This window comes from Mucilaginibacter sp. A5337 (genome assembly GCF_059690695.1).
The window spans coordinates 302,173-327,157 of the sequence record NZ_JCAWEC010000005.1; the positions used below are offsets into that span (position 1 = coordinate 302,173).

Annotated in this window: 16 protein-coding genes; 10 read left to right on the plus strand and 6 right to left on the minus strand. The window is 44.5% G+C overall.

Annotation, left to right across the window (positions count from 1 at the left end):
* Positions 1 to 25 precede the first annotated feature (25 nt).
* The 4 genes from AC59JO_RS18555 (at position 26) to AC59JO_RS18570 (ending at position 6,548) form a co-directional block, all read left to right on the plus strand.
* The gene (locus AC59JO_RS18555) at positions 26 to 1,645 is read left to right on the plus strand and encodes a RagB/SusD family nutrient uptake outer membrane protein (RefSeq protein ID WP_497307069.1); all 1,620 of its coding nucleotides are present in this window, start codon (positions 26 to 28) and stop codon (positions 1,643 to 1,645) included.
* 234 nt (positions 1,646 to 1,879) lie between these two features.
* Positions 1,880 to 3,715: a 3-keto-alpha-glucoside-1,2-lyase-like domain-containing protein gene (locus AC59JO_RS18560; RefSeq protein ID WP_497307071.1), complete on the plus strand. Its 1,836-nt coding sequence runs from the start codon at positions 1,880 to 1,882 to the stop codon at positions 3,713 to 3,715.
* A 12-nt stretch (positions 3,716 to 3,727) separates the two neighbouring features.
* Complete coding sequence (locus AC59JO_RS18565; protein ID WP_497307073.1) at positions 3,728 to 5,692, plus strand: hypothetical protein; 1,965 nt, start codon at positions 3,728 to 3,730, stop codon at positions 5,690 to 5,692.
* A gap of 85 nt (positions 5,693 to 5,777) precedes the next feature.
* The gene (locus AC59JO_RS18570; RefSeq protein ID WP_497307074.1) at positions 5,778 to 6,548 is read left to right on the plus strand and encodes a 3-keto-disaccharide hydrolase; all 771 of its coding nucleotides are present in this window, start codon (positions 5,778 to 5,780) and stop codon (positions 6,546 to 6,548) included.
* 281 nt (positions 6,549 to 6,829) lie between these two features.
* Here the strand turns inward: AC59JO_RS18570 and AC59JO_RS18575 are convergent, their stop codons facing one another.
* Together AC59JO_RS18575 and AC59JO_RS18580 are read right to left on the minus strand one after the other, a co-directional pair.
* Complete coding sequence (locus AC59JO_RS18575) at positions 6,830 to 8,062, minus strand: MFS transporter (protein ID WP_497307076.1); 1,233 nt, start codon at positions 8,060 to 8,062, stop codon at positions 6,830 to 6,832.
* Between the two features lie 57 nt (positions 8,063 to 8,119).
* A complete protein-coding gene (locus AC59JO_RS18580; RefSeq protein WP_413667383.1) occupies positions 8,120 to 8,773 on the minus strand; it encodes a FadR/GntR family transcriptional regulator in 654 nt (217 codons plus the stop codon).
* Positions 8,774 to 8,957: 184 nt separating this feature from the next.
* On the opposite strand from AC59JO_RS18580, the gene AC59JO_RS18585 reads away from it, so the two are divergent.
* The 5 genes from AC59JO_RS18585 (at position 8,958) to AC59JO_RS18605 (ending at position 17,460) form a co-directional block, all read left to right on the plus strand.
* The gene (locus tag AC59JO_RS18585) at positions 8,958 to 9,566 is read left to right on the plus strand and encodes an RNA polymerase sigma factor (protein ID WP_413667384.1); all 609 of its coding nucleotides are present in this window, start codon (positions 8,958 to 8,960) and stop codon (positions 9,564 to 9,566) included.
* Positions 9,567 to 9,615: 49 nt separating this feature from the next.
* Positions 9,616 to 10,554, plus strand: a complete 939-nt coding sequence (locus AC59JO_RS18590) for a FecR family protein (RefSeq protein ID WP_497307079.1) — start codon at positions 9,616 to 9,618, stop codon at positions 10,552 to 10,554.
* A gap of 110 nt (positions 10,555 to 10,664) precedes the next feature.
* Positions 10,665 to 14,018 (plus strand): SusC/RagA family TonB-linked outer membrane protein, encoded by a 3,354-nt coding sequence (locus tag AC59JO_RS18595; protein ID WP_497307081.1) that lies wholly within the window; start codon positions 10,665 to 10,667, stop codon positions 14,016 to 14,018.
* A gap of 33 nt (positions 14,019 to 14,051) precedes the next feature.
* Complete coding sequence (locus AC59JO_RS18600; protein ID WP_497307083.1) at positions 14,052 to 15,566, plus strand: RagB/SusD family nutrient uptake outer membrane protein; 1,515 nt, start codon at positions 14,052 to 14,054, stop codon at positions 15,564 to 15,566.
* A gap of 58 nt (positions 15,567 to 15,624) precedes the next feature.
* On the plus strand, positions 15,625 to 17,460 hold the full coding sequence (locus tag AC59JO_RS18605; protein ID WP_497307085.1) for an alkaline phosphatase: 1,836 nt from the start codon (positions 15,625 to 15,627) through the stop codon (positions 17,458 to 17,460).
* 156 nt (positions 17,461 to 17,616) lie between these two features.
* Here AC59JO_RS18605 and AC59JO_RS18610 read toward each other — a convergent pair whose 3' ends face one another.
* The 4 genes from AC59JO_RS18610 to AC59JO_RS18625 form a co-directional block, all read right to left on the minus strand.
* On the minus strand, positions 17,617 to 19,512 hold the full coding sequence (locus AC59JO_RS18610; RefSeq protein ID WP_497307087.1) for a T9SS type B sorting domain-containing protein: 1,896 nt from the start codon (positions 19,510 to 19,512) through the stop codon (positions 17,617 to 17,619).
* A 640-nt stretch (positions 19,513 to 20,152) separates the two neighbouring features.
* On the minus strand, positions 20,153 to 20,884 hold the full coding sequence (locus tag AC59JO_RS18615; protein WP_413667390.1) for an MIP/aquaporin family protein: 732 nt from the start codon (positions 20,882 to 20,884) through the stop codon (positions 20,153 to 20,155).
* A 25-nt stretch (positions 20,885 to 20,909) separates the two neighbouring features.
* Positions 20,910 to 22,424, minus strand: a complete 1,515-nt coding sequence (gene glpK, locus AC59JO_RS18620) for a glycerol kinase GlpK (protein ID WP_497307089.1) — start codon at positions 22,422 to 22,424, stop codon at positions 20,910 to 20,912.
* A 57-nt stretch (positions 22,425 to 22,481) separates the two neighbouring features.
* Positions 22,482 to 24,062, minus strand: a complete 1,581-nt coding sequence (locus AC59JO_RS18625) for a glycerol-3-phosphate dehydrogenase/oxidase (protein ID WP_497307091.1) — start codon at positions 24,060 to 24,062, stop codon at positions 22,482 to 22,484.
* A gap of 152 nt (positions 24,063 to 24,214) precedes the next feature.
* On the opposite strand from AC59JO_RS18625, the gene AC59JO_RS18630 reads away from it, so the two are divergent.
* Positions 24,215 to 24,979 carry a DeoR/GlpR family DNA-binding transcription regulator gene (locus AC59JO_RS18630; RefSeq protein ID WP_497307093.1) on the plus strand — a complete coding sequence of 255 codons (765 nt, stop codon included), beginning with the start codon at positions 24,215 to 24,217 and terminating at the stop codon, positions 24,977 to 24,979.
* Positions 24,980 to 24,985 lie beyond the last annotated feature (6 nt).

Genomic DNA, 24,985 nt, shown 5'->3' on the forward strand with positions numbered 1-24,985 from the left:
AAACATTTAACATAACAGTAAAGAAATGAAATTCAACAAGAAATATATATACGTACTTTCAGTTGGACTGGCAGTATTGCTCCCGCTAAGCTGTAAGAAGAACTTTCTGGATCAAACCGATTCGCAACATCCTACGGCAACAACTTTGTTTGATAAACCGGCTGATGGGATAGCCCTTGTAAACGCTATTTATGATACCTATCAAAATGCCGATCTGTTAAAAAAATCGCTTTGGTATTACGCCAATTTCCAATCGCATGATTTTTTCAACTGGGGCAACGACAGGTTTTATAATACCTACGCCATCCCATCAACATTCGGCGCTATTGAGGTGTTTTGGACACGTGCTTATGTTGGTATAGCCCGGGCTAACTCGGCCTTGCCAATCATTGCAAAAATGAAAGCCAACGGTGTTTTAACCGCGGCTCTTGCCGACAGGCTTACCGGCGAAGTTTACTTTTTGCGCGGTATGACCTATTATTACCTGGCTGCAAGCTTTGGTGGTGTTCCGTTGGAGTTAAAGGACGGCACAAACCTTGGCTTAACACCAAGAAGTACACAAGACCAGGTGTTTACCCAAGTGGTATCTGATCTTACTGCTGCTGCTGGTTTATTGCCATGGAAAGAAGCATTGGCAGATGCAGACAAAGGCCGTGCTACTAAAGGTGCTGCATTGGGGTACCTGGGTGCTGCACAAATGTGGTTGAAAAAATATTCTGATGCTTTAACTTCTTACAATCAGCTAACCGGAAAGTATTCATTGCTGCCAAATTTCATTGATGTAAATGAGTATGACAAACAAAACAATGCCGAATCACTTTTTGAGGTTCAGTTTGATGTTGCCGGTACGCAAAGCTGGGGCGCCAGTAACGAGGTTGCATGGATAAGCACCTTTGGCATGCCCGAAGAGGTAACCAACTTTGGTTATGATTATGCTAATTCGGCTCTGGCTGGTTCATTTCAGGATGGCGATTTGCGGAGAGTCGCAACTGTAATTGGCCCCGGCGATGAAAACCCAAGTCCGGGTATTAAAGCGCGTGGCGGTATTAAATCATATCCTTTGGTAATTTCGGGTTTTGCAAGCACCGACCCGGCCGTGAAAGCAAAATATACAGGCGATGACGGCAAGATCATCAATACCTGCGGTACAAAAACCCGTCCATGGGTAGGTTCGGATAATTCACAATTGAGGACTGGCTATTACAACGAAAAATTTTGGCGCGATCCTACTTTGGTAGGTAACTCAGGCGATCAAACCATATTTGGTGCCCAAAACCAGGTCTTGTTGCGTTTTGGCGAAGTATTGTTGAGCAAAGCTGAATGCCAGGCACGTACAGGCGACGCTGCCGGCGCATTAGCTACGCTGAAACAGGTTCGTGACCGTGCTTTTGGCGGCTCGGCTCCGTTAACTTTCATCAGTGATGGTAAGGTAATAACCGATCCGCTGCAGATGATTTACAGCGAATACAGGCATGAATTATCAGGCGAGTATTCAACTTTTTATGATTTGAGAAGGGCTGGTGTAGCAACTGATTTTGTGAAGAGTGTTTATGGTGTAACCATACCTGCCGGTCGTGAGTTATATCCAATCCCTCAGTTTGAAATTGGTCTTAACCCTAATTTAACGCAAAACCCGGGGTATTGAAATTTAATTTGATTTAAGAAAAGGGTTTCTTCCAGTCGGGAGAGACCCTTTTTTGTATTTTTCAACCGGGGGTGTTTTACAAGCCGGCTTATTGTATTGGTCTGGCTTGCTTTAAATCGGATATGATAAAATTTTTTCGTAATCGATTGCGTAAATTACTATCTTGCGGGATAAATGTGAGGTCGACATTATTATGCGTCCTTCGCCAATAAACCATATTATAATTAAAAACCAATGCATCGCTTTAACCAATCTCCTAAACTATTTTGTAAAAAAAGGTTTTGGATCGCGTGTGTATGCCTGTTGGGTTGCCAGCAACTCAGGGCGCAGAACGCATTATCTCTCAATGACCTTTCTTTTTTCGATAACCCTTCATCAAACTGGAAAGTAGCGGCTGGTGTACAGGCCGATATTGTGCAGGACGAAGTTTTAACCACTAAAGATGGCAGCGGAACCCTGGTAAACCTGCCCGGAAAAAAGGAAGCTAAAGATCTGTTCACCAAAACTGTTTATGGGGATGCTGATCTGGAGCTTGACTATATGATGGCGAAAGGCTCCAACTCGGGCATTTATTTGCAGGGGCGTTATGAAATTCAGCTTTTAGATAGCTGGGGAACGGTGAACCCTAAATCGGGCGATAATGGCGGCATTTATGAGCGCTGGGACGATAGCAAGCCAGACGGGCAGCAAGGTTATGATGGCCATGCACCAAGGCAAAATGCCAGCCGTGCACCGGGTTTGTGGCAGCACATGAAAATTTCATTCCAGGCGCCGCGTTTTGACGGTAATGGGCAAAAGATCAGCAATGCAAAAGTGCTTTACGTTTGGCTCAACGGTGTTTTGATTCAGGATAATGTGGAGCTTGCCGGGCCAACACGTGGAGCTTTTGATAATAAAGAAGCTGCAACGGGCCCGTTGCGTTTACAGGGAGATCATGGTCCGGTAGCTTTTCGTAACATCAGGATAACCAGCTACGATAAACCGCATCCAACGTTATCAAACCTCAAATATTGGGTTTACAAAGGAGGCGAAATTGCAGGCGATAGTTATAAAAAGCTGAAACCTGAATCTGAAGGGATTTCGCCTGTACTATCTTCAAACCAGAGCAAGCTTAATAATGATTTTTTAATTCGTTACACAGGTAATATACAGATTAAAGAAGCAGGCGAGTACGCCTTTAAACTGAGTGTACCCGGTGGAAAGGGCGTATTTAGGATTAACGGTAGCGATGCAGTTGCATTAGCCGAAAACAGGGGCGATGGAAAGATACAATTGCAACCTGGCGATCATTCATTTGAATTACTCTATTCAAAAACTGTCGACTGGGTTAAACCGGCATTGGGGCTTACCGTAGCTGGTCCGGGTGTACGGGAGTATCTGTTAAGTGATGCCAATGTGAGTAATAATGATCCGGTTGATCCTATTTTAATTAATGCTACATCAAACACCATTTTGCGCAGTTTCTCCGATTTGCCGGGTGGTATCAGGGTTACACATGGTGTAAATGTGGGCAGCCCGGAGCTGTTACATTATACTTATGATTTGGATAAAGGAATGATTGTGGAGATCTGGCGCGGTGGCTTTCTGGATGCCACGCCTATGTGGCACGACAGGGGCGATGGCTCATCACGACCTTCCGGTTCTGTTCAATATCTTGGTAAACCTGTTCCCGCAATCGAAAAACTAAGCGATGCAAATGCAGTCTGGGCTTTGGATACCGCAGGTACAGGATACAGACCTAAAGGCTATGTTTTAAATGCAGATGATGTTCCAGCTTTTAAATATATCGTTTACGGATCGCCTGTAACTGATGCCAGCAGCGTGATGGATAAAGGCCAGGGCATCCACCGGGAAATAACCCTTGCTAATGCTGTTGATGGATTGTTTTATCATCTCGCTTCGGGAAACATTGAAGCGCTTGGCAACGGATTGTATGCTATTGATGATAAATCATACTATATCCGTATTGATGATGCGGCGGGAGCTAAAGCCGTTGTTCGTGATGCCGGAGGTAAGCAGGAGCTTATCATTCCTATTCAAAAGAAATTAACCTATTCTATTATTTTTTAAGCTGCCCACATCATGAACAATACTTTAAAACAAATGATAAACAGGGGCGCGTTTTTATTTACGCTTTTAATTATCGCGCTGTTGAGCGATATCAAAAATACCTTTGCCCAGGCCGAATCGCCTAAAGAGGATGATTTTTTTAAGATCATGAAAGTGCCTGCCCCCGAAGGCACTATACTTGAAGTTGGCGGTTTGTGCACACTGCCTAATGGTACATTGGCGGTAACAACCCGCCGCGGGGATATATTTATGGTCGAAAATCCAACCGGTCAGCATCCGTTTTTCCGCAAATTTGCTTCGGGTTTGCATGAGGTTTTGGGCGCGGCATGGAAAGAAGGGGCTTTATACGTTGTTCAACGAGGCGAATTAACCAAGCTGGTTGATACCAATATGGATGGCAAGGCCGATGTTTTTGAAACCATTTATGCCTGGCCGTTATCAGGCAATTACCACGAATATAGCTTTGGCCCTAAAATAGCGCCAGATGGCTCATTCTTTGTAACCTTGAATCTTGGCTTCCCGCCCGATTGGTGGCACCCCAAAAGCTTTGTACCTTACAGGGGATGGGCTTTAAATATTAAGGAAGATGGTACAGTTACCCCATGGGCGGCCGGTCTGCGTTCACCATGTGGGATCAGTATGATTGACGGCGAGCTTTGGTATGCCGATAACCAGGGCGACTGGGTAGGCTCGGGCAGTATTATGCCAATTAAAAAAGGTGCATTTATGGGGCACCCATCAAGTTTGGTTTGGACCGGTTTGCCTAATTCGCCATTAAAACTTACGTCCGAACAGTTCTTCGCCAAAAATAATCCGCGGATAGAATTTGATAAAAACGGGCAACCGGTTAAACCGCAGGATGTAGTTAACGAGAAATTCAAAACCGAATTTGAGGCTAAAAAAGAAATTCCTGAACTGCAGTTACCAGTCGTTTGGTTGCCGCATGGTATCCTGGGGATTTCGAACTCTGAGATAGTGAAAATTCCGGAAGGTGCATTCGGTCCTTTTGCTGGGCAATTGTTGATCTGTGACCAGGGACAAAGTATGATTGACAGGATTTTCCTGGAAAAAGTTAACGGTGAATACCAGGGAGCTGCCTGGGCTTTCAGGAGTGGTTTTCAGTCGGGAATTGTAAGGTTGGCCTGGTTGCCTGATGGTTCATTAGCGGCCGGCGAAACCAACCGGGGATGGGGATCGGCAGGGGAGGCTACCATGGGCTTGCAGCGTTTGGTATGGAATAATAAAGTTCCGTTTGAGATGCGCGCCATCCGCGCCATGCCCGATGGTTTTGAGATAGAGTTTACCAAACCGGTTGATAAAAAGGTGGCTGAAGATCTTGCATCTTATTCGGTAGAAAGCTTTATCTATAAATATCACGGCGTATACGGTAGTCCGCCGGTAAATACCGAGAAATGCCCGATAGTTGGTGTCAAAGTATCAGCAGACGGTTTAAAAGCACGCCTTATTGTAAATAACCTACGTAAATATTACATCCATACCATTACGCTTACGGCTATTCGTGATAATGAAAACTATTTCAATCTCGTGCATCCAACGGCATATTATACATTGAATAACATCCCCGAAGGGCAAAAGCTCTCCATGACAGAAGTTAGTACAGTGAACTCGGCCAAAGCGACAGCTTCAACCGATTTAAAGAAAGGTGTTACCGGGAAAAAGGGTGCCGCTGTAAAACCTGCTGCGGCTGTAAATGCGATTCCTACTTATGCCGAGGTACAGCCCATCCTGTTGAAAAACACCTGTTTGTCGTGTCACAATGCAACAAAAAGACAGGTTGGTCCGGCATATGTTGATGTAGCTAAACGCAAATACAGTGTAGCAGAGCTAATTCAATTGATCCATAGCCCTAAACCCGAACATTGGCCTGATTATTCAACGCCAATGCCGCCAATGCCGCAGGTGCCTAAGGATGAAGCCAGAAAGATAGCTTTATGGATTAAATCGCTGGCTAAATAATTTAGGAGCTTAAAGCTAAAGGCAGAAAGCTAAAAGCTATTTATAAGTTACTGTTTAGGATATTAATGTTTTTATATAAAGTTCAATGAAACACAAGATTATTTTGACTGCTTTATTAGCAGGTAGTTCATTAGCCGCGTTCGCGCAACAAAATGCCAAGCCTGAAGATACCGAGATCTGGTCGCCGGTACCTGCTGTGGTTACACCCGGTAAAACTTTGGGAGATGCCCCGTCCGACGCTATTGTTTTGTTTGATGGTAAAAATCTTGATGAATGGGTAGCTACCAACGATTCTACATCAAACCATAAATGGAATGTGGCGGATAAAGTAATTACCGTTGATAAAAGCGCGGGCGATATTCAAACTAAACGAAGATTTATGGATTTTCAGTTGCACATTGAATACCGGATCCCATCAAACATAACCGGCAGCGGACAAGCACGCGGCAACAGTGGTATTTTCCTGGCAGCCCTGCCATGGGGAGCCGGTGGTTACGAACTGCAGGTGTTGGACAATTATAACAATAAAACCTATGTTAACGGACAAGTGGGTAGTTTGTATAAGCAAGCAATTCCGCTGGCAAATGCCTGTCGTAAACCCGGCGAATGGCAAACTTACGACGTTGTCTGGACGGCTCCGCGTTTTAACGAGGATGGCTCGTTGAAATCGGCAGCGCGTGCTACCGTGTTGCACAATGGTGTACTGGTTCAGAACAATACTTCGTTAATAGGAGACACACCGTATATAGGTAAGCCAGAGTATCGTAAGCATGGCGCTTCGCCAATAAAACTGCAGGCGCATGGCGATAAAAGCGAACCGATCAGCTATAGGAATATTTGGGTAAGGGAACTATAAATAAGTAACGGAACTATAAAAAACGTCATTGCTGAAGTAGGAAGCAATGATGTTTTTTATAGTTTTTCCTCTTGCGCTCGTTTGCAACGAGCGCTTAATATGGTTTGGCGATTATATCGCCCGTTGCGTTACAAACGCAAACCCACGTTGCGCACTCGTTGCAAACGAGCGCGAGATAAAAATAAAAAAATGTCATTGCGAGCGCAGTAATCGCATGCTATACAGAGTCGCTCTGCTTCCCTGCGATTGCTTCGTCGTTCCTCCTCGCAATGACATGTTTTTTAACCCTTTGCCACTTTCTTTCCCTCAATATTTGGCAATAGGCCAGTGAAAATACCTATCAGCGGCAAATAGGCACAAAACTTAAACACATAGTTGATACTGGTCATATCGGCAACTTTACCTAATATGGCAGAGCCTAAACCGCCCATCCCAAAGGCCAGGCCGAAGAATAAACCCGCTATCAAGCCTACTTTTCCGGGTACCAGTTCGGTAGCGTAAACTAAAATGGCCGAAAATGCAGATGAAAGGATCAGTCCGATAAATACTGATAAAACGCCTGTCCAGAATAAGGATACGTAGGGCAGGAGCATGGTAAATGGAGCTACACCCAATATCGAGATCCAGATGATGTATTTACGGCCAAAACGATCGCCAAGCGGTCCGCCGAAAAGTGTACCTGCCGCTACTGATCCTAAAAACATGAACAGGTAAATTTGTGATTGCTGAATGCTTAAATGAAATTTATTGATCAGGAAGAAGGTGTAGTAGCTGGTGATACTGGCCAGGTAAAAATATTTGGAGAAGATAAGCACCAGTAAGATACCTAACGAAAATATCACCCGTCTTTTAGAGATATTGAGAGGTGTACTTTCTTTGGCGTTTTTGTTTTTTGCATTAAAGCTCAGACGTTCGGCATACCATTTGGCAATCCGTAATAGCACCAAAATTCCGGCGAAAGCGATCAGGCAAAACCAGATCACGTTTGATTGCCCGTAAGGGATTACAATAAGGGCCGCCAGCAGCGGGCCAACGGCACTGCCGGCATTACCACCCAATTGGAAAATAGATTGTGCCAGTCCCTTTTTACCTCCGGATGCCAAATGCGCGACCCGCGATGATTCCGGATGAAATATAGATGAGCCTATCCCGATAAGGCTAACGGCTATCAGAATAACATAAAAGTTGCCCGCAAAGGAGGCCAGCAACAATCCCGATAAGGTAAAGCCCATGCCAATTGCGAGGGAATAAGGTTTTGGCTTTTTATCGGTGTAAAGCCCTACAAAAGGCTGTAGAATAGAGGCTGTAATTTGATAGGTAAACGTAATAAGCCCTATTTGAGCAAAGTTAAGGCTGAAGCGTTGCTTGATAAGCGGGTATATGGATGGTATAACCGATTGCAGCATGTCGTTAATAAAATGGGCCAGACTTATGGTAAACAAAATTGAATACACGGTTTGCTGAACCAATTTTTTAGGCTCGGTGGTAGTAATTGTTGGCGATGTAGATTCCATTTAGTGATAGATTAAATTATAAAACATTATAACATCAGATGAATTTTACGAAAATTTTTAATGTTGATGAATTTCGAGAGCTGTATTCCAGGCCTGTTTTGAATCGGAATCGAGAATGTTTTTCAGGAGCTTTTCGTGAAGATGTTGTGTGTCGATAAAAATACGTGTATCAGGGTGGATTTCAGTAAACCAGTTTTTTAAGTGGACGGCAGCTGTTTTATATAAATCGCTCAGGATCTCATTTTTTGACGCTTCGGCAATAGCAATGTGAAATTTAACATCGGCATCGATACATTCTTCCAATAGCCCGGCTTCGGCAGTTCTTTTCCGCGTTTCTAAATGGCTTTTCATGGTGAAAATATCCTTTTGTGAGCGGTTTATAGCTGCTTTTTCCGCTATTTTCATCTCCAGTAACTGCCTTACCTCATCAAGGTCTTGTGATCGGGCGCGTTTTATACGGGCTTCCATTGGCTCGGGGTTAACAGCTGTGCGTTCTACAAAAGTTCCTGCACCCTGCTGGATCCTGAGCAGGCCCGATTGCACCAGGCTTTTTGTAGCCTCTCGGATGCTTGAGCGGCCAACGCCAAACTCGGCCATAAGCTCGGGCTCTGTAGGGAGTTTATCATTTATTTGATATCGGCCACCGGCTATCTGCTCCTTTAGTTTCTCAGCAATCTCCTCAGCCAGCGACCTTTTAATAATCTTACTCATTTGTAAATCATCAGATGAATAGCAAATGTATGACTTTGTTTGAAAAATAAAAGTTATTTTGGGCGTAAAATCTATTTTTTAAAAATAGTACCAATTATTAGCCGGTGTTTTCTAAAGCATTAATATATATTTAAATTTAGCTTAACATTTGTGCCGTTACTTTGATGCCATAAAATACCCCTAAGTGAAACAATATTCGGATGCACAACTTCTATATGAACTGCAGGGCGGTAACGATGGGGCATTCCGGGAAATTTATGAGCGTTATGCTGATAAGCTGATTGCTTTCGCGTTAAAGAAAACGCAAAATGAAGATGAAGCGATGGATATGGTACAGGAGCTGTTCCTTTCCATATGGAAAAATCGTAATACCATCCAGGTAAATGGCGCGCTTGAAGCTTACCTTATGGTTTCGGTTAATTACATGAGCTATAAATGGTATAAAAAGCAAAGCACAAAGCCCCGTTCATTAGATGATGTTTGCGAATTGCAGGAAACTTACGAACAAAGCCCCGATCAAAAACTTTCCCTTGCCGAATTACGCCTGTTAATAAACAGGGAAGTAGCTGATATGCCCGAAAAAATGCGCCAGGTTTACCTGTGTAGTCGTGAGCAGGATATGACCGGGCCGCAAATCGCCGAGTTTTTAGGCTTATCGCACCAAACTGTGCGTAACCAGATCAGTAATGCTTTAAGCAGGCTTAAAAAGTCTGTTCAGAAATATTACGATGTTGTTCCGTTTGATAATTACAGCAGATTTTTGCTGCTGATAATTTTTTTCAAAAAGTTATAGTACACTCTCCCATGTTCGGTCACTTAACAGGTATAAAGCCCCCTGTTAGGTGAATCAAAAAGAAATAAAAAGATTACTCAATAAGTTTAACGCCGGTAAATGCACCGACGAGGAATTGCAGCTTTTACAACAAATGATGCATGAACTTGATGCGGACACTAACACCAGCGATAATATTAAAGCTCTGAAGCAACCACTTTGGGAACGTATAGAAAAACAAACCATAGCTAAAGGTAAGATTCGCAGGTTAAACACTACCTGGTTAAAAGTTGCTGCGGCTGTCTTAGTTGCAGTATGCGCCGGACTGTTCTATTCAAAAATAGCTACCCATAAAAATGAGCAGATTGCCTACCAGGTAATCACCGCCCCCAAAGGCAGCATGAAACAGATCACGTTGCCCGATAGTACCACAGTGCAGTTAAACGCAGGTACATCAATAAAATTTCCGGTTAGTTTCAGCGATTCAAAAAGGGAAGTTACGCTGATAAATGGCGAGGCATTTTTTGATGTAAAGCATGATGTAAAAAGGCCATTCATGGTGCATACCGCAAAAATTACTACACAGGTATTGGGTACATCGTTTAATATCAAATTTTATAAAGAGCTGCCCGATCTGCAGGTTTACGTGAACAGTGGTAAGGTAGAAGTGCATGATCAGCGCCATACTTTGGGCTTTTATACCCCGAGGCAGCAGCTAACCTACAACAAACAACATGGAAGCTTTACGCGCCAGGAGTTAACTGTCGATCATTCCCTGAGCTGGATGCATGACGAACTGATACTGGATAATGCATCATTTAAGGAGATTACAGTTTACCTGCAAAATCGCTATAGCGTGAATTTTAAATACAATGAAAAACGCCTGGCACAGCAGCACTACTCGGTTAGGTTTTCAAATAAGCTGAATATCAGGCAGGTGCTGGATATACTTCAGTTTATTGATGGCCACAAGTATAAGTTAAACGGAGATATAGTAAATATTAAATAGCAATATAAAAGGAAAACCAATGCCTGCTCCAACAGGCACTGGCTCAATTAAGTGTAGCTGCCAAAACTAAAAGCCAATAGGCAGTTACTAATCACTTTAAAAACAAATGTATGGAAAAATCTTTAACCCGGATTTCAAGAAGATTAATCTCAGCAATTTTGTTGCTGGTAACAACCCTGACGGCATTATTGCCCTCACGCGCCTTCGCCGAGCGTAGTGTGTCGCTGATGGATCAGCCGGTAACCGTAAAGTTTGCCGATGAGACCATGGATGCATCGCTCGAGAAACTCAAAAAAGCGGTAAATACCGTTGCATTTAACTACAAGATGGATGATGTGGCCGCGGTAAAAGTAAAGGCAAATTCATTTGTTAACAAACCATTAAAAGATGTACTTAACGCTTTAACTGCTAATACGCAATTGGAGTACCGCGAAAAGTACGGCACTATCATCATCTCCCACAAAAAAGTGGTACGTGCACCCGAAAAAATTACAGTAACCGGAACGGTGACCGATAAGGATGGTCCGCTTGCGGGCGTAGCTGTACGCAGCAAAACCTCAGCCGCCGCTACCTCAACGGATGTTAACGGCAATTTTAAAATTACTGTTGAAAAAGGTGAGGCGCTGGTATTTAGTTTTATCGGTTACAAAAGCCGTGAAGTTGTTGCCGGCCAGTCGCCGCTTAACATTACTTTGGAGGCTGATGTTACCGGTCTTAACGCTGTAGTTGTAGTAGGTTACGGCACACAGAAAAATACCGATGTAACCGGTTCGGTAGGCTCATTAAAAGTTAGCAATGTTAAAGACCGCTCTGTAGGCTCGGTTACCGAAATGTTGCAGGGACAGATAGCCGGTGTTACGGTTTTGAACGAAGGTGGTGACCCAACTTCGGGCCCGAGCATTAGGTTACGTGGTCAAAGCTCTTTCAACAATGAAGGCCCGCTGATGGTTGTTGACGGTACTATTTACAACGGAGGTCCGATTGATCCTTCAGATATCGAATCAATAGACGTATTGAAAGACTCATACGCAGCTATCTACGGTGCTAAAGCTGCCGGTGGCGTAATTTTGATCACTACCAAACGTGGTAAACAAGGCAAAACCAATCTTGACGTTACTGCAAAAGGCGGTGTGCAAAATGCTTTGAAGATCTTGCAAGCGTTAAACGCTGCCGATTATGCAGATGCGATAAATACTGCTTATGATAATGCAGGCAAAACCCGTTTGCCCGCCTTTGATGCAACTATCAACCCAGATTCGCGTGTAACCCGTACCAACTGGACAGATGCCTTGTTCAGAACAGGTTACATTCAGGATTATAATATGAATATCAGCGGTGGTACAGAGAAATCTAACTTTTACGTATCAGGTGGCTACCGTAAAAACGATGCTATCCTGTTAAATACTAACGCTATCCGTTACAACTTTCGTGTAAACTCCGATCACCAGATCAATAACTGGCTGAAGATTGGCGAGAGCTTCTCGTACTCTTATAACAACGGACAAGGCGCTAATACAACCAGCGCCTATACCGGTGCTATTTTATCGGCAATTTTCTATCCGCCTAATGCTTCTATCTACAACCCCGATGGCAGCTTTGGTGGTGTGCCCGCACAGTACGCAGGCTCTTATGGCGACGTTATTAACCCGGTTGCCTATTTAAAACGTTTGGATAACAGCGACGCTGTAAATAGCTTCAATATCAACCCTTATGTTGAAATAAACCTGGTTAAAGGTTTAAAATTCCGCTCAAACCTGGGGATTACTAAAAACTCTGAAACTATTAAAAACTTTAGTACAAGGGTTTTGGAGCCGGGAAAGAAATTCTTCGATAACTTCCTGTTCCAGGAACAAAATAATACGCGTACCATCTTGGCCGAACAAACTTTAAACTACGACAGAACCTTTGGTAATCACCACGTAACTGCTTTGGCAGGTTACACTTATCAGGATGATACCCAGGAGTTTTTTAGCGTGAATACGGATAACTATTTAAGCGAGGATCCTGCTTACCGTTACATCATCAATGGTAGCCTTAACCCAACCGGTGTGCCTCTGCAGGGCAACAAAAACGAATCAGCTTTGATCTCGTACCTTGGCAGGATCGGTTATGATTATGCCGGCAAATACTTTATCAACGGTATCATCCGTCGTGACGCTACGTCACTGTTAACAAGTAAAAACCGCGCTGAGGTTTATCCGGGTGTATCTGCAGGCTGGTTAATCAGCAAGGAATCATTTTTTCCTACTGATGCGTTGGTGTCATTTGCTAAGTTAAGGGCAAGCTATGGTCAGTCGGGTAACCTTGCAGGTTTGCCAAGCTTCCCAACTTCGGTTTCGCTAACCAAAACTGCAGGCTATTTAGGTAGTCCGGCTGCTGCCATCACCGGTTCGGCTGTTGATGGTTTGGCTAACCTTAACCTTAAATGGGAAAAAGCCACTCAAACCGATATCGGTGTTGATTTAGGCTTAATGAACGGCAAGATCAATGTTACTGCTGATGTGTTCCAAAAAAGAAATACACGGTTCCTGTTCCAGCCTCCGGTTGCAGCGGTTTATGGTGTGTCAAACCCTCCGTTTGTTAATGGCGGCCAGATAACAAACAGGGGTGTAGAGTTAGCAATTAAATACCAGGGGGCCGTTGGCGAATTCCACTATAACCTGGCAGCTAACGGGTCATACATCAAAAATAAAATTGATAACATCCTTCCAGGTCAGCAAACTATCCTTTCCGGCCCAACAGTAAGGGATAACCTGGTACCTGTATGGTTACAGCAAGGTTATTCATTGTATTCTTTCTTTGGTTACAAAACTGCTGGTTTGTTCCAGTCGCAGGATGAGGTTAATAATTATAAAGGCGATTCAGGTAACATGATCCAGCCAAATGCAAAAGCTGGTGATATCAAATTCCAGGACCTTAACCATGATGGTAAAATAACCGAGGCCGATAAAACTTATTTGGGTACGCCATTCCCTAAATTCAGCTACGGATTTACGGCAAACTTTAGCTACGGTCCGTTTGATATGAGCGTGTTTTTACAGGGTATTGCGGGTAATAAACTTTTCAACGCTGTTAAATACACCGGTTTAAACGCATCTATCCAAAACTATAACCTCCTGGCTGATGCTAAAAACGCGTGGACTCCAACGCATACCAACACCAATATCCCCCGCTTATCGGCAAGTGATGCAAACGGCAACTTTGGCAACGTATCCGATTTTTACGTTGAGAATGGCTCGTACATGCGCATTAAAAACGTAACCCTTGGTTACACACTGCCAAAAGCATTGATGGCTAAAATTGGTGTACGTAGTGCCCGTGTTTTCGCCAATGCTCAAAACCTGGCCACTTTTACAAAATATACAGGTCTTGACCCCGAAGTTGGGATCAACCAAAACGGTGTTGATTTAGGTCTGTACCCACAGGCAAGGATCATTTTAATAGGTGTTAACGTAGGCTTATAATATATCAGGAACCACAATTAAGGAGATACAGAGATGAAATTCAAAAATATAATTAGCAAAGGCTTAATGGGTGTAATGGTTATTGCACTGGCCCAGAGCTGTAAAAAAGGTACTTTAGATAATATTAAACCAACCGGTACGCCAACCAGCACTAACTTCTGGAAAACAGCTGCTGATGCCCAGGCGGCGGCCAATGGGTTATATGAAAAACAAAGCAACAGCGAAGACCTTTATGGCCGTGGTTTCTTTTGGTTCATTAACGCCAGTGACGATATGGTTGTAGGTCGTACATCGGCCGATAGGGAAAATATCAAAAACTTCGTATGTACCGGCAACGAAAACAGTATTTACGCGCCTTGGCAGCTTCACTTTGTGGTAATGAAACGTGCCAACGATGTGATCAACAATGTGCCGAATATCAACATGGATGCAGCCACTAAGAACTTTATTTTGGGTCAGGCCTACTTTATCCATGCGGTAATGCACCTGGAGATAGCCGATTTATACGGATCAGATAAACAAGGTGCTCCTTTACAAAATCGTGCTAATCCGTTGGCGTTCCCGGCCCAGTTACCTTCTGTAAAAGATAACTACGCTTATATTGAGGCAGATTTGAAAAAAGCAGCTTCATTACTGCCTTACTTTGATAAATTGGCCACTGCCGACTATGGTCGCGCGCATAAAACTGCTGCTTATGCTTATCTGGCTAAAACCTACCTGCATGCAAAAGATTATGCAAATGCTGAAAAATATGCCGATTCGGTTATACTGAGCGGTAAGCATGCCTTGTTAAGCAATTATGCCGATGTATTTAAGATCGCTAATAACTATAGCTCGGAGTATATCTGGTCGGTTGCCAGTAGCCTGAACGGACAGAGCATTTTACCGGGTGCCATGTTAGAGAACAAAGGCTGGGGTTTATATAACGGTTTCGGTTATTATCAGCCAACAAAAGAACTGGTTGATGAGTTTGAAGCAGGCGATAAAAGGCTTCCGGCCACTATTCTGCAAAAAGGCGACAGCTTCCAATATTTCGGGCAAACTTATACTTACCCAATCGGTGGCAAAAGCAATAGCTTAACCGGTTATCAGTTTAACAAATACATGGAGCCGTTTAGCTATGCGGGAGGTATTCACGTGAGCCCTAACGGCGACGAACCGTCTACAGATTTAAACGTGCCATTATTGCGTTATGCCGAGATCTTGCTGATCAAAGCTGAAGCGCAGATCATGCAAGGCAAAAACGGCGATGCCGCGCTTAACCAGGTGCGTGTACGTGCAGGATTGAGTCCAATTACTAATGCTACGATGGCAAACCTCAAACACGAACGTCGTGTTGAATTGGCAGGCGAGTGGAGCGATCGTAATTTTGACCTTGTTCGTTGGGGCGATGCGCAGGCAATTTACGCAAAACCGTTACACGGTTCAAATGGCTCAGTTGTGTGGAAAGCTCGTAACTTTGACCCGGCGAGGGATAACGTTTGGCCTATCCCGCCAAAGGACATCCAGATAAGCCAGGGCCAGCTGAAACAGAATGCCGGCTGGTAATTGACATATTGAAACTTACAAAACCGGGCCTAGCCCGGTTTTGCTATATCTATACCAAATGAAAAAAAGTACTACCCTGATTACGCTGGCGGCGCTGCTGGCAAACATCGGCCTGACGGCCAACGCGCAGGTTAAAAATTACACCGTAGCCGACGCGCATTCCCACAACGATTACAAAAACAACATTCCTTTTTACCGGGCCTACGAAAAAGGCTTCGGATCTATCGAGGCCGACTGTTATGCTGTTAACGGGCAGTTGATGGTGGCTCATGATAAAAAGGAAATCGATGCAAAGCGGTCATTAAAAGCTTTATATATAGATCCGCTGATTGAAAAATTTAAACGTGATCCCCAACGCCATTTAAGGCTGCTTATCGAAATTAAGGAAGATCATAAAGCAGTATTGCCGCTGGTGATTAAAGAACTAAAACCGCTTGAACAATATTTTGATTATGAAGGCCACCCGGGCAGGCTATCGATAGTTATGACAGGAGCAGTGCCGCCTCCAGCCGAGATGACCAACTATCCGGCCTGGATCTCCTTTGATGTAGATCATATGAACGGCTTTACACCTGAACAGTGGAAAAAAATCGGACTGGTAAGTTTCCCATTTGGTAAATACATGCACTGGAATGGAAAGGGTGTATTGAATAACGAAGAAATTGCGAGGATAAAAGCGGGGATCGATAGCGTACATAACTCCGGTAAAAAAGTTCGTTTTTGGGAAACACCTGATACCAAAAGCAGTTGGCTTGCCCTTATCCGTTTAGGTGTTGATGTAATTGGTACCGATAAAATTGAGGAGCTTGGCGATTTCCTGAACAAGAAGCCAGCAAGCGAATACACCGCACCGCAAGCGTACACCATTTATAAACCAGCTTATAAATCGGACGGCGCGGTTAAGAAAGTTAAAAACATCATTTTGTGCATTGGCGATGGCATGGGGCTTTCGCAAATCTATTCAACCTATACAGCCAACCGTGGGCAGTTGAATATTTTCCAAATGCTGAATATTGGTTTTTCGGTAACCAATTCTGCCAATGCTTATATCACCGATTCTGCTGCAGGAGCAACCGCCTTTGCGTCAGGCCAAAAAACTAATGATAGGGCAGTGGGTGTTGATCCGTCAGGAAAACCATTGAAGTCATTAGCTGATTACAGCGCGGAAGCAGGTAAGAAAACCGCGGATATTGTGGCTTGTGAATTAACGGACGCTACCCCCGCAGCTTTTTATGCACATGATTTAGAAAGGAGCCATTCGATAGCAATCGCGAATCAGATCACTTCATCGCCAATTGATATTTTCTTAGGTTCGTCATATAAAGACTTTATCTGGCCGGTTAATGGTGAAAGTCCTGTTGATAAGATGAAGAAGAGGGGATATACAGTTATCCGCAACTTCGATGAATTTTTAAATAGCTCGGCTCCTAAAATCCTGGGCTTAATGGATGACAGCGTAACCCGCCCGAAAATGGAGGGTAGGGGCAATTATCTCCCGCTGGCATTCAATAAGGTAACCCAAGCATTTAAGAATGCGCCAAAAGGTTTTTTTATGATGATTGAGGGTTCGCAGATTGATCACGGCGGTCACGCCAATAACCTGAAACAGGTAATTACTGAGAATAGTGACTTTGACCGCGTAGTTGGCGATGCGCTGAAATTTGCCGATGAAGATGGTGAAACCCTGGTAATTGTGACCGCGGATCATGAAACCGGAGGTTTAACTCTGCTCGATGGCAGTATTAATAACGGTTACGTATGGGGCGATTTCAGTACCAATGATCATACGGGCACCCCAGTTCCTGTGTTTAGTTACGGGCCTCATTCGCTTGATTTCAGAGGGGTTTATAGTAATACCGAGATCTTTAATAAGATTAAGGCTTTGTTGCAATAGCTGCAATTAACAGAAACGATAATAAACCCATGTCATTGCGAGGAACGAAGCAATCGCATGCTATACAGGGTGGCTATGCTTCCGTGCGGTTGCCACGCTACGCTCGCAATGACATGGTTTTTAATTTCTCTATTGCGGTGAACCGGTCAGGAATAATCAGCCTATGATCTGCACCCATCCAGAGTAAACCGTACCATTCTTCAGATCGATCTTGTAGTAATAGGTTCCCGTAGGCAGCCTGTTGCCATTGTATGTTCCATCCCAAGCTTTTGTATAGCCTTTGGCGTTGTAAACTATTGTTCCGTATCGGTTAAAAACCTGTGTAATGGCATTGTCGTAGGCTCCCAGCGCATCTATTTGCCAGGTGTCGTTTATGCCATCTCCATTGGGAGTAAACGTGTTGGGGATGGTGAATTTATCAATAACCTTTACCTCAACAGCAGCTTTAGACTCCAGGTTGCACGATCCGGGTTGCAATACATGCAAAATATAGGTGATGTTGCTGGTTGGAAATACAAAGGGTTCTAAAGATGTGGTATTGCTGATGTTTTCGTTAGGTGTCCAGTAATAAGTAACATTTTCGCCGCTTACCTGGGCATGAAGCTGTATCCTATCGCCTTTCATGACTTCACGTGTGGCGGTGGCGTAGGCTCCGGGACCCTGGTTTACCGTTAAGGTTACAGCGCTCTTGGCTTTGCAGCTGTTATTGGTCACTTCAACGGTATAGGTGGTAGTTTCTTCCGGGGATGCCATTGGGTTGGGGATGTTTGGGTCCGACAGGCCGGTTGCGGGGTACCATCTGTAGGATGTTCCGCCCGTGGCGTGGAGCTGTGTTTTGTCGCCTTTGCAAATTGTCCGATTGTCACCTGCATTGGCAACTACAGGTGCGTTTATATTTACTGTAACCCCAGGCGCAACGCTTGAGCATCCGTTTTTAAATACAGTAACTTGATATTGCCCGCTCATAGCCGCTGTTGCACCGCTAATGACTGGGTTTTGTTGCGCAGACGTAAAGCCATTTGGCCCTGTCCAGCTATAACTATCGCCAGCTGATGCCGTAAGATAAATGTTTTCGCCAGGACAGACGGGCGAACTTGCAGTGGCAGTAGCCGGTTCCGGATTGATAACGGTTAACGTTACAGCCGATGAAATTAATCTGCATTGCGCCGAATTAATATTGCCCTGCTGGGCAACTAATACCCTGTATTGATAATTGCCGGTGGTGATAGGTTGATGGAGCGGGTAGGAGCCCGATACAGCGCCGGGAATATTTATCCATCCGTTTGGTGTACTTATTTGCCACTGATAAACAGGATTTTCATAAGGTAGATCGGATGCGGTGCTAACATTCAAGGTGTAAAACTTATCAGCTTCAGCGCATCCCTGTGCTGTTATGGCTGTTTTGTCGTTTCCGAAATAGGTAGTAAGTGCAGGGCCGTAGGGGCGTAGTGAAATATCGTCTAACGCCACGTCGTTACCGTAGCCGCCGCTGGCATTATTGGTCATTTTGATGGTTACATCGCCTCCGGTTGATGGGGTATTAAAAGTAATATTGTATTCCAGCCAGCCTAAACCATTATCTATTGGTCCGGTATGGTTAGTTTTTGTTTCGAGAGCAGTGGTTACAGAAAATGTAATGTCGGGCTTAATGCCGCCCTGTTTCATTAGGTTTAATACATAAACGCTGAACCTGTAAGTAGTACCGGGACACAGGGTTTTAACCGTTCTTTTATAAAACTCGTCGATGGTATTGGTGGCATCCACAATCATCATGTAGCCATTGGGTTGCCCAGGTGTATGATTACCTGTTTGCAGCCACGATTCAGGGTACATGCCGGCAGTGGAGTTGGCAATAGTATAGCTGCCTTCACCCGGTTGTGATGGAATGTAATTATAGGTAGTAGAAAAATTGCCGTCATTTATTTTCGGACCTATTTGAGCCGTTCCGTCCCCAAAGTCCTCAATTAATACCGGTTCCCCCTCCTGCGCTCTCGGGCGCAGGGTGAACTGTGGCAATAGGAATCCCATCGCCAGTAAAGTGATAAATTTCATGTGTTTTTACGCATGTCGGCAAGACTTGCAACGCGCTCGCGTATCTTGCTTAAAAGTTTAATCAAAGCGGCCGGGGGACAGCCGGTATTGATATAAACTTGGGTTAATGTTGTGTTTTTTTAGGGGTAGGTTGCAAAAGCAAAGCCATGCCGGAGGCTTAAAACAATGAAGAGTAGAAATGTGCAGTGTGTGAAAATGAAATTTGGCGAGTGGTGAAAAACAAATTTGTAAAAGGTACACTAAGTAGCTGTATTATACTTTTTTGAAAGTTGCTGCTTTGAAATATGCATCACAGGTTGTAAAATGTTGTTTACGAAAAATGAATTTTAGTGGCGCGATTTTTGCTGAGCCGGTGGATTTGAATTTTGATAGTATCGTTGCTTATTTTCTACCATTAATCTTGTTGTGGGGAAATAAATCTACAAAATTTGATTTCTGTGTTGATAGCAAACTCTATTCCTGTTAGCTCTTCGCTTAAGTTTTAATTAAATGAACAACTTGAACAAAATGTGTATTAAAAGCACAAAAAGAACGGAATGAATAAAGGGGGATTTTAAGAGCCGGAGAGGCGTAACATGGCGTTTTAAAGACTTACGAAGTTTTTAAAACTTCGTAAGTCTGGGGCTGCCTCAAATGAGATTTATTGCTTAATCGAAAGGTACAATACCGCAGCAATAGAAGCGCCAACCAACGGGGCTATCACGGGGATCCAGGCGTAAGCCCAATCGCTGGTACCCTTACCTTTTATCGGTAATAGCATGTGCATGAAACGCGGGCCAAGGTCGCGGGCGGGGTTAATAGCGTAACCGGTGGTGCCTCCTAACGACAGGCCTATTACCCACACCAATAAGGCTACAGGGATTGCACCAATAGAGCCAAGGCCGATAGGCGTTTTAGCCGGCGTAATTTCCGCGCCTGCTATATAGAAAATGGTAAATAGCAGCACAAACGCACCAATTACTTCACTGGCGATATTGGAGACGTAATTTCTTACTGCAGGGCCGGTGCAAAATACAGCCAGTATGGAGGCTGGATCATTTGTGCGCTTAAAATGATCATAATACATTATCCAAACTAAAAATGCACCGAGGCAAGCGCCTGTAAATTGAGCAATAATGTAGGGTATAACATTTGCCCAGGAAAACTTGCCCGCAATGGCCAGCGCCAAAGTTACGGCGGGATTGAGATGCGCCCCGCTATACGGTCCTGCTACAACAACCCCAACAAAAACAGCCAGGCCCCAGGCGGTAGTGATCACTATCCATCCGCTGTTATTTCCCTTCGTATCTTTTAAAACTACGTTGGCCACTACGCCATCGCCTAACAATATCATGAGCATGGTGCCTATCAATTCGGCTACAAATGGAGACATGTTTAAAATATTTTAATGGTGGATATTAAATAACAGATACGGGGTGGCTGGAATTAGACCAGCATTGGGCTGTGCTTACCGCGCGTTCCCAGCCAGCTATGCCGGTTTTTACTTCTTCCAGATCGTCGCCCGGGTTGAACTCGGCCTCAACTGCCCATAAATGCTGGATCTCGGCAATGTCTTTCCAGTAGCCTACGGCAAGCCCGGCCATGTAAGCTACGCCGAGCGCCGTTGTTTCAGTTACCTCCGGTCTTATAACCTTACAGTTCAGCACGTCTGATTGAAACTGCATCAGCAGGTTATTGGCCGTTGCACCGCCGTCTACACGTAATTCTTTAATTTCCATACCTGCGTCGGCCTCCATCGCTTTAAGTACGTCCATAGTTTGGTAGGCTATTGATGCCAATGCGGCCCTTGAAATATGGGCGGCGGTAGCCCCGCGGGTTAGGCCAACTATAGCCCCGCGTACTTCCGGGTCCCAGTAGGGGGCGCCCAGGCCTGCAAATGCAGGTACAAAATATACACCGGCGGTATCTTTTACCGATGTAGCCAGTTTTTCAATATCCGCCGAGGTTTTGATAATGCCAAGACCATCGCGCAGCCATTGTACAACTGCACCGCCTATAAAGATGCTTCCCTCAAAAGCGTAAGTGATCTCACCATTTATTTTCCAGGCAACTGTGGTAAGCAGATTGTTTTTTGATTTAATAAACTCGTGCCCGATATTCATCAGCATAAAACAGCCAGTGCCATAGGTGTTTTTAACCATAGCCTTATCAATGCACATCTGCCCGAACAAGGCTGCATGCTGATCGCCGGCTATACCTGCAATCGGGATCCTTTGCGCAAATATGTTATTGGCGGTGTAGCCATATAGTTCGCTTGATTGTTTTACCTCGGGCAATATGCTTTTAGGGATATTGAACAATTGTAGCAGTTCATCATCCCATTGCTGGGTGCGGATGTTGAACAACATGGTTCGGCCGGCATTGGTTACATCGGTGGCATGTACTTCGCTACGGGTGAGTTGCCAGATGAGCCAGCTGTCAACCGTGCCAAAGGCAAGCTCGCCTGCTTCGGCCTGCGCCCGTGCTCCTTCAACGTTATCCACGATCCATTTTATTTTGGAACCCGAAAAGTAGGCATCAATCACAAGGCCTGTTTTATTCCGGATCATATCGCCATAGCCGTTTTGCTTCAACTCATCGCAAAATGCCGCAGTGCGCCTGTCCTGCCAAACAATGGCATTATGGATGGGTTCGCCGGTTTTGCGGTTCCATACTATGGTTGTTTCGCGCTGGTTGGTTATGCCAATGGCCTTGATATTTCCGCCGCCTAAGCCCGCTTTTGCAATGGCTTCAACCGCAACGGAGATCTGCCCTGCCCAAATCTCGTTAGGATCGTGCTCAACCCAGCCTGGTTTTGGGAAATACTGTTTAAATTCCTTTTGTGCCGAAGTAATGATCTTGCCCGCATGATCAAAAATTATGGCCCGCGAACTGGTAGTGCCCTGGTCGAGCGCTAAAATATATTCCTGCATAATTTGGTTTGGTTTACCTTGGTTTATTTATTGAATATCACATTAAATTTGTTCATTTTAATGCGGTGTTAGTATATAATTTTTTGCTGTTTCGTTAAAGGCTTTAATCTGTGCTTGTTCCCAGGCTACATCTTTTCCGAGTTCGCCGGCCATGAGGCGGGCTATTTCTGGCGCCATTGCGATAGCCAGGCGGGCATCTAAAAATAACACACGGGTACGGCGTGCCAGTATATCTTCAACAGTTCGTGCCATCTCCTTTCTTACCGACCAGATCACTTCGCCCTTTGTATAACTGCCTTCAGCATGAACAGGGTTTTTCCAGTCAGCGTTCTCCTTGTACAAAGCCAAAACGTTTTCAATATCGGCGCCGTAAACAAACATTGGGTTGGTGCGATCAGGGTTGGGGCGACTGCCATGTATAGATAATGAATCTGTTTTACAAGACGCGTTTTTAAGCCCGCCAACCTCAATAGCCTTATCAACAATATCCTCAGCCATTTTGCGATAAGTAGTCCATTTGCCGCCGGTTATGGTAATCAGTCCTGATGCGGAAACGATCAGCTTATGGCTCCTTGAAATTTCTTTTGTTTTTGATGATCCGTCCTGAGGGGCAGCAAGCGGCCTTAAGCCTGCAAAAACGCTTAAAATATCTGCACGGGTTGGGGCTTTGGTGAGGTATTTGCCGGCGGTTCTCAATATAAATTCCACTTCCTCATCCAGCGCTACCGGCTCCAGGCTGTGCGAGTCGATAGGAGTATCGGTGGTACCTATCAGCAATTTCTCATGCCACGGAACGGCGAAAAGTACGCGCCCATCCTCGGTTTTGGGGATCATTAGTGCATCTTCGGCCGGTAAAAATGAACGGTCGAGCACAAGGTGTACACCCTGGCTTGGCTTAACCATCGGTTTCATTTCGGGGGTATCCATTTTAAGCACATCGTCAACAAAAACGCCGGTAGCATTAATTACCGTTTTTGCCTTTAATTGGTACGTGGTACCGGTTTCTGCGTTAGTAGCTTTTACGCCTGTAATTTTATTGGTAGTATCTTTGATCAATCCAGTTACTTTAAAGTAATTGAGCAGGCTTGCGCCCTGTTCAACGGCGGTTTGCGCTAGGTTAATTGCCAGCCTCGAATCATCGAACTGCCCATCATGGTAAACAACGCCGCCGTGAAGTCCTTTTTCCAGGATTCCCGGCAATCGTTTAGTGGTTTCTTTTTTTGAAATATGTTTTGCCCGGCCAAAACTTAGTTTGCCGGCCAGTAGATCATAAATGCTGAGGCCTATAGTATAAAAAACACCATCCCACCATGTATAATTGGGAATAATGAAACTTTCATTTTTTACAAGGTGCGGCGCATTTTTTAGTAGTAACCCCCGCTCACGTAAGGCCTCCCGCACAAGTCCTATATCGCCCTGTGCCAAATACCGAACGCCGCCGTGTACCAGTTTGGTCGCGCGGCTCGAGGTGCCTTTAGCAAAATCGGCTTGTTCCAGCAATAACGTAGAGAAGCCTCGCGAAGCTGAATCGACAGCTGCGCCAAGTCCCGTAGCTCCACCACCTATGATGATCAGGTCCCAGGTCTTTTCGGTATCAGTAAGATAGTTAAGATTCGCCTCTCTTGTAAACTGATTCATTTTATTTCGATGTTTATTCAAATATATAAAATCGAAATAAAATAAAACTAAATGAAATTAAAAATAATTTTATTTGATTACATTTGATTAACGAGGAGCACAGTAAGCCTTACAAAACATTACAATCAATTTTTCTGTTTAATTTAGCGATTATGAGTAAAAACACTGACCGGCATAAGTTTATCCTGCAAAAGATTGATACAGATGGTTTTGTGAATGTACAGGACCTCAGTAACCAGTTAAGTGTTTCGGAAGTTACTATCCGAAAGGACCTGAAACTTTTGGAAGATAAAAACCTGCTTTTCAGAACGCATGGCGGTGCAAGTAAAACAAACCCTTATGCCAATGACAGGCCGGTTGCCGAAAAAGAAAAGTTGAATGGCCCTGAAAAGAAGAGGATAGCTTTTGAAGCCGCAAGCCGTATTGGTGCTAACGATTCGGTTATTATAGCCTCGGGTACTACCATGCTTGCCCTTGCCCGGGCTATGCAGCCAAATAAGCATATTACTGTTGTTACAGCAGCCCTGCCGGTGGCTCTTGAACTTCTTCAGCATCCGCAGGTTGATATTGTTCAATTGGGAGGGCAGATGCGTAATACCTCGTCATCGGTAACCGGTAACTATGCCGAACTGATGCTTGACGATATGCTATGCGGTGTTTTGTTTTTAGGGGTAGATGGCATCGATCCGGAAATAGGGCTCACCACAACCAATTTATCAGAAGCACGCCTTAACCAAAAAATGATCAATGCTGCCCAGGCTACGATTGTACTTGCCGATAGTACAAAGTTTGGCAAGCGTGGATTAGCGAAGATCTGCTCGTTGGATCAGATCAATGAGATCATTACCGATAGCGGCATCAGCGCGGCAATGCTCAATATGTTGGAAGAAAAAGGGGTGAAGGTGACGGTTGTGTAGGTAAAT

Coding starts and splice junctions, on each gene's coding strand:
- AC59JO_RS18595 (WP_497307081.1), top strand. CDS start 10,665: ATGGAAAAATCTTTAACCCGGATTTCAAGAAGATTAATCTCAGCAATT.
- AC59JO_RS18630 (WP_497307093.1), top strand. CDS start 24,215: ATGAGTAAAAACACTGACCGGCATAAGTTTATCCTGCAAAAGATTGAT.
- AC59JO_RS18570 (WP_497307074.1), top strand. CDS start 5,778: ATGAAACACAAGATTATTTTGACTGCTTTATTAGCAGGTAGTTCATTA.
- AC59JO_RS18560 (WP_497307071.1), top strand. CDS start 1,880: ATGCATCGCTTTAACCAATCTCCTAAACTATTTTGTAAAAAAAGGTTT.
- AC59JO_RS18625 (WP_497307091.1), bottom strand. CDS start 24,062: ATGAATCAGTTTACAAGAGAGGCGAATCTTAACTATCTTACTGATACC.
- AC59JO_RS18565 (WP_497307073.1), top strand. CDS start 3,728: ATGAACAATACTTTAAAACAAATGATAAACAGGGGCGCGTTTTTATTT.
- AC59JO_RS18610 (WP_497307087.1), bottom strand. CDS start 19,512: ATGAAATTTATCACTTTACTGGCGATGGGATTCCTATTGCCACAGTTC.
- AC59JO_RS18580 (WP_413667383.1), bottom strand. CDS start 8,773: ATGAGTAAGATTATTAAAAGGTCGCTGGCTGAGGAGATTGCTGAGAAA.
- glpK (WP_497307089.1), bottom strand. CDS start 22,424: ATGCAGGAATATATTTTAGCGCTCGACCAGGGCACTACCAGTTCGCGG.
- AC59JO_RS18555 (WP_497307069.1), top strand. CDS start 26: ATGAAATTCAACAAGAAATATATATACGTACTTTCAGTTGGACTGGCA.
- AC59JO_RS18575 (WP_497307076.1), bottom strand. CDS start 8,062: ATGGAATCTACATCGCCAACAATTACTACCACCGAGCCTAAAAAATTG.
- AC59JO_RS18615 (WP_413667390.1), bottom strand. CDS start 20,884: ATGTCTCCATTTGTAGCCGAATTGATAGGCACCATGCTCATGATATTG.
- AC59JO_RS18605 (WP_497307085.1), top strand. CDS start 15,625: ATGAAAAAAAGTACTACCCTGATTACGCTGGCGGCGCTGCTGGCAAAC.
- AC59JO_RS18600 (WP_497307083.1), top strand. CDS start 14,052: ATGAAATTCAAAAATATAATTAGCAAAGGCTTAATGGGTGTAATGGTT.